Raw genomic sequence first — 7,046 nt, 5'->3', positions numbered from 1 at the left:
CGCGAGCAGAAGATCGTGGTGCTGCGGTTCTTCGGCAACCTGACCCAGACGCAGATCGCCGAGCGGGTCGGCATCTCCCAGATGCACGTGTCCCGGATGCTGGCCCGGTCGCTGGCCGCGATGCGCGCCGAGCTGACCGCCGAGTAGCGATCCCGACCGGCCCCGCCGGCGGTGCGCCGCCGGCGGGCGTGCGGGTGGGGCAGGTCGCGGGGCGTGCTCGCGCGGAGTGGCCGGGCGGCTACCGGGCGCGGGCCCTGGCGGTCTGCCGGACGTTGCCCTTGTTGATGGCCTTCACCAGCTCGCCCTTGTTCATGCTGGAACGCCCCTTGATGTCCAACCGCCGGGCGACCTCCATGAGGTGGTCCTTGCTGGCGTTCGCGTCCACCCCGCCGGCCGTGGGCACCGGCTTGTCCCGGACGGAACGGGTCGCCTGCGCGTCGCTCGGGCCCCGGCGCCCCTTCTCCTCCCAATGGTCTCCGACCTTCTCGAAGGAGTGCTTGAGGGCGGCGAAGGCGACCCGGTGGGCGCGCTGGCCCTCGCCGTACTCGCCGACGGCCGAGTCGTGCGTCTTGATCCAGGTCTCCTGTGCCTTCGGTGAGGAGCGGCGCAGGGTGCTGGGAAGGTCCTGGCGTGCCGGCACGGGTACCCACCTTTCGTGGCTCGGGTGTGCTGACCCCTCGGGGGTGCCCCGACCGGCCCGCGGCAAACGGGTGCCTCCGGTTGCGGGGGGACGGGGATTGGGCGGGTGTCGCGCCGTTTGCGCCCGTTCGTGCCGGGTAGCCGGCCGTATGGACCGTCCGCAGCTGATCGTCGCGATCGTGCTGGTGATCCTCGGGGCCGCCGCACTGCTGCGCCGCCAGGTGCTGTGGGGAGCTGTGTTGATCATCACGGCCGTGTTGATCGGGCCCGGCTGGTCCCGCGCCTTCCACTGACGCCGGGCTCAGTCGCGGGTGGCGCGCCTGGTCAGCACGTCGCGTACCTTGTCGACCACGCCCACGGCCGGCTCGACCACCTTGTTCCACGGCGGGGTGGCCGGCGTCGCCGGGTGCGGCCGGGTCGGCGCGGCGTCCTCGGCGATCTCCACCCGGTTGCCCAGCCGGATCAGGTCGGCATCGCTGAGTGTCCGGCGCAGCTCGGGGAACAGCTCCTCCTCGCAGCGCCGCACGTGCCGGCGCAGCTGCCGGTCGACGGCCTCGATGCCGTCGAGGTCGGTCGCCGGGCCCGCCTCCAGGTCCCGCAGCGCGCGCAGCAACTCCTGGTCGGCGGTCACCTCGGCGCCGGCCTGCCGGGCGCCGTCGGGCAGCGCGGCGGCCACGGCGGGGAACAGGTACTGCTCCTCGGCGGACAGGTGCCGGGTCAGGGTGGCGGTCAGCACGCTGGTCAGCGAGGCCAGCTCACGCCGTGCCGACCGGTCGGGCTCGGCGCCGTCGCGCGGTGAGCCGGATTCGTCGAACGCCGAGGCGAGCCGGGCGTAAAGATTCTGGATCGCCTGGTGCTCCTCGGCCAGGGCGTCCAGCATGTCGCGCCCGCCCGGCAGGGCGTCGGGCCGGTCGGCCTGGGGGACGGGTGGCAGCGGAGGCAGCGGAGCATTCATGGCGGCAGATCTACCCGACCGCCCGGCGCGCCAAACCACGACGCTGATCATGCCGGGCCGCCCCGGCGGTCGCGGTCGCTTCCAGGCTGGTAAGAAGGGCCCTATGACTGTTGCCGCCGACGAGGTCGTCGACCTGTGCCGTGATCTGATCAGGATCGATACCACCAACACCGGTGACCTGGCCACCTGCGCCGGTGAGCGCGGCGCCGCGGAGTACGTGGCGGAGAAGCTGGCCGAGGTCGGACTGGAACCGCAGATCCGCGAGGCCGCGCCCGGCCGGGCGAGCGTCGTGGCCCGCTTCGAGGGCGCCGACCCCAGCCGGGGAGCGCTGCTGGTGCACGGGCACCTCGACGTGGTGCCGGCCGACGCCAGCGAGTGGACGGTCCCGCCGTTCTCCGGTGAGGTGCGCGACGGGTACGTGTGGGGCCGGGGCGCGGTCGACATGAAGGACTTCGACGCCATGGTGCTGGCCGTGGCGCGCGACTGGCGGCGCCGCGGCGTCACGCCGCCCCGTGACCTGGTGCTGTGCTTCACCGCCGACGAGGAGGCGGGCAGCGACTACGGCGCCCGGTACCTGGTCCGCGAGCACCCGCAGCTGCTGGAGGGGTGCACCGAGGCGATCGGCGAGGTCGGCGGCTTCTCCTACACGGTCTCCAACGACCTGCGGCTGTACCTGATCCAGACCGCCGAAAAGGGGATCAACTGGCTGCGCCTGTCCACCAAGGGCCGGCCGGGGCACGGTTCCATGATCAACGATGACAACGCGGTCACCGCGCTGTGCGACGCGGTGGCCCGGCTCGGCCGGCACCGCTTCCCGGTTGTGGTCACCCCGACCGTGCGGGCGTTCCTGGAGGAGATCTCCGAGGTGCTCGGCATCGAGCTGGACCCGAACGACCCGGAGGCCGCGATCAACAAGCTCGGCCCCATCGCCACCCTGATCGGCGCGACCATCCGCAACACCGCGAACCCGACCCGGCTTTCCGCGGGCTACAAGGACAACGTGATTCCCGGCCGGGCCACCGCCACGATCGACTGCCGCACCCTGCCCGGCCAGTCGGCCGTGTTCCTGGAGCAGCTGCGCGAGGTGGTCGGGCCGGACCTGGACATCGAGTTCATCCAGAACCAGGAGCCGCTGGAGACCACGTACGACGGTGCGCTGGTCGACGCCATGGCCGCGGCGCTGCGGGCCGAGGACTCCGGCGCCCGGCCGGTGCCGTACATGCTCTCCGGCGGTACCGACGCCAAGGCCTGGGTCGAGCTGGGCGTGCGCTGCTTCGGGTTCAGCCCGCTGCGGCTGCCAGCCGACCTGGACTTCGCCGCACTCTTCCACGGCATTGACGAGCGGGTGCCGGTGGAGGGGCTACAGTTCGGCGTGCGAGTTCTCGATCGCTTCCTGCGGCAAGCCTGACGCTTCCACACCTGACTTTGGGGTAGAGACCATGACCGATGACCAGTACACCGAGCTGAACACCGCGTTGGAGGCGGTTTTCGCAGCGGCCCGGGCTCATCTAGAGGCGGTCAAGGCGGCCGACGGCCGGATCGATGACGACGGTGTCTGGCGCGCCTACGTCGAGCTGAACAATGCCTCCTACGAGTACGACGAGCGGCTGCTCGACGCGTTCGGCGAGGTGACGCCGTGGGATGTGGACGCGATCGACCCGGAGGAGGCGGACCGCCACTTCGGCGCGGGAGTGGACGAGGAGGACGTCGAGGTCGCCGACGACCCGTACACGCACGTGGTCTCGATCCGGCAGCGCCGCGACTACCGGGTGCCGAGCGTGGCCGCGCTCATCCGGGTGGCCGAGGCGGCCCGGCAGACCTCCACGAACGCCGACGACGAGCCGGAGGAGCCGGTGGAGTCGGTGAGCGAGGCGGTGCTGGAGCTGCTGCAGAGCGGGGACGGCTCGCTGGCCGCGCTGGAGGTGCCAGAGCTGGAGCCGCTGGACGGCATCGTGGCGGTCGCCGAGGTCTCGGCGCCACTGGACCTCGACGCGTACGAGGAGACCGATGGGGACGGTCCCTTCCGCTTGGAGGAGGGCGACCGGCTCGTCGGCCGGCTGGACGAGCACCCGTACAGCGACCTGGACGGGGTGGAGACGGCCTGAGCGACCTCAGGGGTGGGCCCGGCCCGGGATCAGTAGGAGATCCCGGGCTGATGGGCCGCTCCCAGCCTGCGTCGTAACAGCACCTTGCGGGTCCCGTCCCGGAACAGCTGCACCCGGGCCAGTTCCCAGCCGGAGAATTCCGCCTGGATCGCCAACTGCGCCGTAGCGGTCAGCCGGTCGACATTCGGCGGCAACCGCAGCGGCACGTATTCGTAGTCCATGTTCTGGATACTGCCTCGCCCGCGGTAGTGGCATCAACCCTGGCGCTCTGGATATCCCACGCTAATCGCCGAAACGTCGTCCAGTGCCCGGCTGATCTCCCCCGGTAGGGTGATTTCCTCCACCTGAAGGGCGCCGAGCAGCTGCCCGACCGACCGGGCGCCGAGCACCGGCGCGACCACCCCGGGCCGGTCGCGGACCCAGGCCAGCGCGACCTCCAGCGGCGACACGCCGAGCCCGGCGGCCGCGGTGACCACCGACTCGACGATGGACGAGCAGCGGGGGTCCAGGTAGAGCGAGACGAACAGCTCGAAGTGCGGGGAGGCGGCCCGCGAGTCGGCCGGCCGGCCGTTGCGGTACTTGCCGGTCAGCACGCCCCGGCCCAGCGGGGACCAGGGCAGGACGCCCAGCCCCAGCGCGTGGCAGGCGGGCAGCACCTCGCGCTCGATGCCGCGCTCCAGCAGCGAGTACTCGACCTGGGCGGCCACCAGCGGCGCCCGGCCCGGCCAGGCGGCCTGCCAGGTCGCCGCGCGGGCGGTCTGCCAGCCGGAGAAGTTGGAGATCCCCACATACCGGGCCCGGCCGGTGCTCACCGCGTGGTCCAGGGCGGACATCGTCTCGTCCAGCGGGGTGTCCGGGTCGTACCCGTGCACCTGCCACAGGTCCACGTGCTCGACGCCGAGCCGGGCCAGCGACGCGTCCAGGCTGCGCAGCAGGTGGCCCCGGGAGGTGTCCCGCCGGCGCTCCCGGCTCGGGCGCAGCCCGGACTTGGTGGCCAGCAGCACATCGTCACGGTTGACCACGTTGGCCAGCAGGGTGCCGATGACCGCCTCGGCGTCCCCGTCGCCGTACACATCGGCGGTGTCGACCAGGTTTCCACCGGCGTCCACGAACGTCTTGAGCTGGGCCGCCGCGTCATCGGCCTCGGTGTCCCGACCCCAGGTCATGGTGCCGAGGGCGAGCCGGGACACCAGGAGTCCGGCGCGGCCGAGCGGACGTTGCTGCATGAGATGTGAAACTACATGGATCGCCAGCCCAGACGTGGCAGCGCGGCCGTGATCAGGTCAGCTGTCGCAAGGAACTGCTTCGGGCACGCCGCGGCGGGTGGCTCGTGGCCCGCCCGCTACCCTGGTGCGACCCGTCCGGCGGTCTGTCCGTCGCGGGCGGACTTGTCGCCATCCGGACTCCGCCGGCGCCGATCGGCCGGGCGGAAAGGGAGGTTTGTCATGCGGCTCGGACTCAGTCTCGGGTACCAGACGGCGTGGAGCACCCCGGCCGACCACCTCGCGCTGGCCCAGGAGGCCGACCGGCTGGGCTTCTCGGTGGTGTGGGCGGCCGAGGCGTACGGCTCGGACTCGGTGAGCATGCTCAGCTGGATCGCCGGGCAGACCGAGCGGATCGACGTGGGTACCGCGGTGATGCAGATCCCGGCCCGCACCCCGGCCATGACGGCGATGACCGCCGCCACCATCGACATGATGACCGGCGGCCGGTTCCGGCTGGGCCTGGGCGTGTCCGGCCCGCAGGTGTCCGAGGGGTGGCACGGCGTGCGATTCGGCCGCCCGCTCGCCCGGACCCGCGAGTACGTCGACATCGTGCGCCTGGCGATCGCCCGCGGCGAGGTCGCCTACGACGGGGAGTTCTACCAACTCCCGCTGCCCGACGGGCCCGGCAAGGCGCTGCGGCTGGCGCTCCACCCGCCGCGCGAGCGGATCCCCACCTACCTGGCCGCGGTCGGCCCGAAGAACCTGGAGCTGGCCGGCGAGATCGCCGACGGCTGGTTGGCCATCTTCCTGGCACCGGAGTACGCCGCCGCCCAACTCGCCTCGGTCGCCGCCGGCCGGGCCAAGGCCGGCGCGACCATGGACGGCTTCGACGTGGTGCCCTCGGTACCGGTGGTCATCGGCGAGGACGTCGAGGCCTGCGCCGAACTCGTCCGCTGGTACGCGGCCCTGTACGTGGGCGGGATGGGCAGCCGGGAGCAGAACTTCTACAACCAGTTGGCGGGCCGGATGGGCTACGCCGACCAGGCCCGCCAGGTGCAGGACCTCTACCTGGCCCGCAAGCACCGGGACGCCGCCGCGGCGGTGCCACTGGAGTTCATCGACCGGACCAGCCTGCTCGGCCCGGTCGACCGGATCGCCGCGCGGATGCGTGACTATGCCGCCGCAGGAGTGACCACGTTGTCCGTCACGCTGTTCGTCGCCGATCGGTCGTCCGGGGTGCAGGCCCTGCGGCAGGTCGCGGAGGCACTCGACGCATCGGGAGTTGGAGACTAGGTGGAGCTGTGGAAATCCGTCGTACTGGGCGTGGTGGAGGGGCTCACCGAGTTCCTGCCGGTCTCCTCGACCGGGCACCTCACGGTCGCCGAGAAGATCCTGGATCTGCCGGTCGATGACGCCTCGGTGACCGCCTATACGGCGGTCATCCAGGTCGGCGCGACCGTCGCCGCGATCATCTATTTCTTCAAGGACATCGTCCGCATCGTCAAGGGCTTCTTCCTGGGCCTGTTCTCGAAGCGGCACCGGGGCTTCGACTACCGGTTCGGCTGGTACGTGATCGTCGGCTCGGTGCCGATCGCCGTCGTCGGGGTGGTCGCCCAGGACGCGATCACGGGCCCGCTGCGCAACCTGTGGGTGGTCGCCGCGGCGCTCATCCTGTGGAGCGGGGTCATGGTGTACGCCGAACGGGTGGGCACGCAGACCCGCACGGAGCGGCAGACCAACCTGACCGACGCGGTGGTCGTCGGCGTGATGCAGAGCGCGGCACTGTTCCCGGGTGTGTCCCGCTCCGGCGCCACCATCTCGTTCGGGCTGCTGCGCGACCTCGACCGGGTGACCGCTACCCGGCTGTCCTTCTTCCTGGGCATCCCGGCCCTGCTCGGCGGGGGCGCGCTTGAACTCAAGGACGCGCTGACCGGCCCGTCGGTGGGGGGCGCGGCGCTGGCCGTGGGCACGGTCGTGAGCTTCATCGTCGGGTACGCCTCGATCGCCTGGCTGCTGCGCTTCGTGGCCAAGTACGGGCTGATCTCGTTCGTCTGGTACCGGGTCCTGCTCGGCGTGGCGCTGATCATCGCCCTCGCGACGGGTGCCCTGGCCGCGACCTGAGCGCCCCCGGCCGGCCCCGTG

Annotated in this window: 10 protein-coding genes; 6 read left to right on the top strand and 4 right to left on the bottom strand. The window is 71.8% G+C overall.

The features are described 5' to 3' along the window. The coding region (locus ABEA87_RS31555; protein ID WP_345635828.1) for a sigma factor-like helix-turn-helix DNA-binding protein at nucleotides 1-147 on the top strand (147 nt) is incomplete at its 5' end. A 91-nt stretch (nucleotides 148-238) separates the two neighbouring features. Here the strand turns inward: ABEA87_RS31555 and ABEA87_RS31550 are convergent. Next, nucleotides 239-640 carry a ChaB family protein gene (locus tag ABEA87_RS31550; RefSeq protein WP_345635819.1) on the bottom strand — a complete coding sequence of 134 codons (402 nt, stop codon included), beginning with the start codon at nucleotides 638-640 and terminating at the stop codon, nucleotides 239-241. A gap of 148 nt (nucleotides 641-788) precedes the next feature. Between ABEA87_RS31550 and ABEA87_RS31545 the strand changes: the two genes are divergently transcribed. After that, nucleotides 789-932, top strand: a complete 144-nt coding sequence (locus tag ABEA87_RS31545; RefSeq protein ID WP_345635817.1) for a GPGG-motif small membrane protein — start codon at nucleotides 789-791, stop codon at nucleotides 930-932. A gap of 8 nt (nucleotides 933-940) precedes the next feature. Here ABEA87_RS31545 and ABEA87_RS31540 read toward each other — a convergent pair whose 3' ends face one another. Continuing rightward, nucleotides 941-1,594, bottom strand: coding sequence for a hemerythrin domain-containing protein (locus tag ABEA87_RS31540; RefSeq protein WP_345635814.1), 654 nt, complete (start codon nucleotides 1,592-1,594; stop codon nucleotides 941-943). 103 nt (nucleotides 1,595-1,697) lie between these two features. On the opposite strand from ABEA87_RS31540, the gene ABEA87_RS31535 reads away from it, so the two are divergent. Both ABEA87_RS31535 and ABEA87_RS31530 read left to right on the top strand, forming a co-directional pair. After that, the gene (locus ABEA87_RS31535; protein ID WP_345635812.1) at nucleotides 1,698-3,002 is read left to right on the top strand and encodes a M20/M25/M40 family metallo-hydrolase; all 1,305 of its coding nucleotides are present in this window, start codon (nucleotides 1,698-1,700) and stop codon (nucleotides 3,000-3,002) included. 31 nt (nucleotides 3,003-3,033) lie between these two features. Further along, the gene (locus ABEA87_RS31530; RefSeq protein WP_345635810.1) at nucleotides 3,034-3,699 is read left to right on the top strand and encodes a hypothetical protein; all 666 of its coding nucleotides are present in this window, start codon (nucleotides 3,034-3,036) and stop codon (nucleotides 3,697-3,699) included. Between the two features lie 29 nt (nucleotides 3,700-3,728). On the opposite strand, the gene ABEA87_RS31525 is transcribed toward ABEA87_RS31530, so the two are convergent. Beyond that, nucleotides 3,729-3,920 (bottom strand): DUF5703 family protein, encoded by a 192-nt coding sequence (locus ABEA87_RS31525; protein ID WP_345635808.1) that lies wholly within the window; start codon nucleotides 3,918-3,920, stop codon nucleotides 3,729-3,731. Nucleotides 3,921-3,953: 33 nt separating this feature from the next. Beyond that, complete coding sequence (locus ABEA87_RS31520) at nucleotides 3,954-4,925, bottom strand: aldo/keto reductase (protein WP_345635806.1); 972 nt, start codon at nucleotides 4,923-4,925, stop codon at nucleotides 3,954-3,956. Between the two features lie 219 nt (nucleotides 4,926-5,144). On the opposite strand from ABEA87_RS31520, the gene ABEA87_RS31515 reads away from it, so the two are divergent. Next, nucleotides 5,145-6,197 carry an LLM class F420-dependent oxidoreductase gene (locus ABEA87_RS31515; RefSeq protein ID WP_345635804.1) on the top strand — a complete coding sequence of 351 codons (1,053 nt, stop codon included), beginning with the start codon at nucleotides 5,145-5,147 and terminating at the stop codon, nucleotides 6,195-6,197. Then, nucleotides 6,198-7,025: an undecaprenyl-diphosphate phosphatase gene (locus ABEA87_RS31510; RefSeq protein WP_345635803.1), complete on the top strand. Its 828-nt coding sequence runs from the start codon at nucleotides 6,198-6,200 to the stop codon at nucleotides 7,023-7,025. Nucleotides 7,026-7,046: the final 21 nt, after the last annotated feature.

This window comes from Rugosimonospora acidiphila (assembly GCF_039543385.1).
Lineage (GTDB): Bacteria > Actinomycetota > Actinomycetes > Mycobacteriales > Micromonosporaceae > Rugosimonospora > Rugosimonospora acidiphila.
Note: the sequence above shows the minus strand (reverse complement) of the source record. Positions and strands in the feature narration are given on the sequence as shown.

Coding starts and splice junctions, on each gene's coding strand:
- ABEA87_RS31545 (WP_345635817.1), top strand. CDS start 789: ATGGACCGTCCGCAGCTGATCGTCGCGATCGTGCTGGTGATCCTCGGG.
- ABEA87_RS31540 (WP_345635814.1), bottom strand. CDS start 1,594: ATGAATGCTCCGCTGCCTCCGCTGCCACCCGTCCCCCAGGCCGACCGG.
- ABEA87_RS31535 (WP_345635812.1), top strand. CDS start 1,698: ATGACTGTTGCCGCCGACGAGGTCGTCGACCTGTGCCGTGATCTGATC.
- ABEA87_RS31530 (WP_345635810.1), top strand. CDS start 3,034: ATGACCGATGACCAGTACACCGAGCTGAACACCGCGTTGGAGGCGGTT.
- ABEA87_RS31525 (WP_345635808.1), bottom strand. CDS start 3,920: ATGGACTACGAATACGTGCCGCTGCGGTTGCCGCCGAATGTCGACCGG.
- ABEA87_RS31520 (WP_345635806.1), bottom strand. CDS start 4,925: ATGCAGCAACGTCCGCTCGGCCGCGCCGGACTCCTGGTGTCCCGGCTC.
- ABEA87_RS31515 (WP_345635804.1), top strand. CDS start 5,145: ATGCGGCTCGGACTCAGTCTCGGGTACCAGACGGCGTGGAGCACCCCG.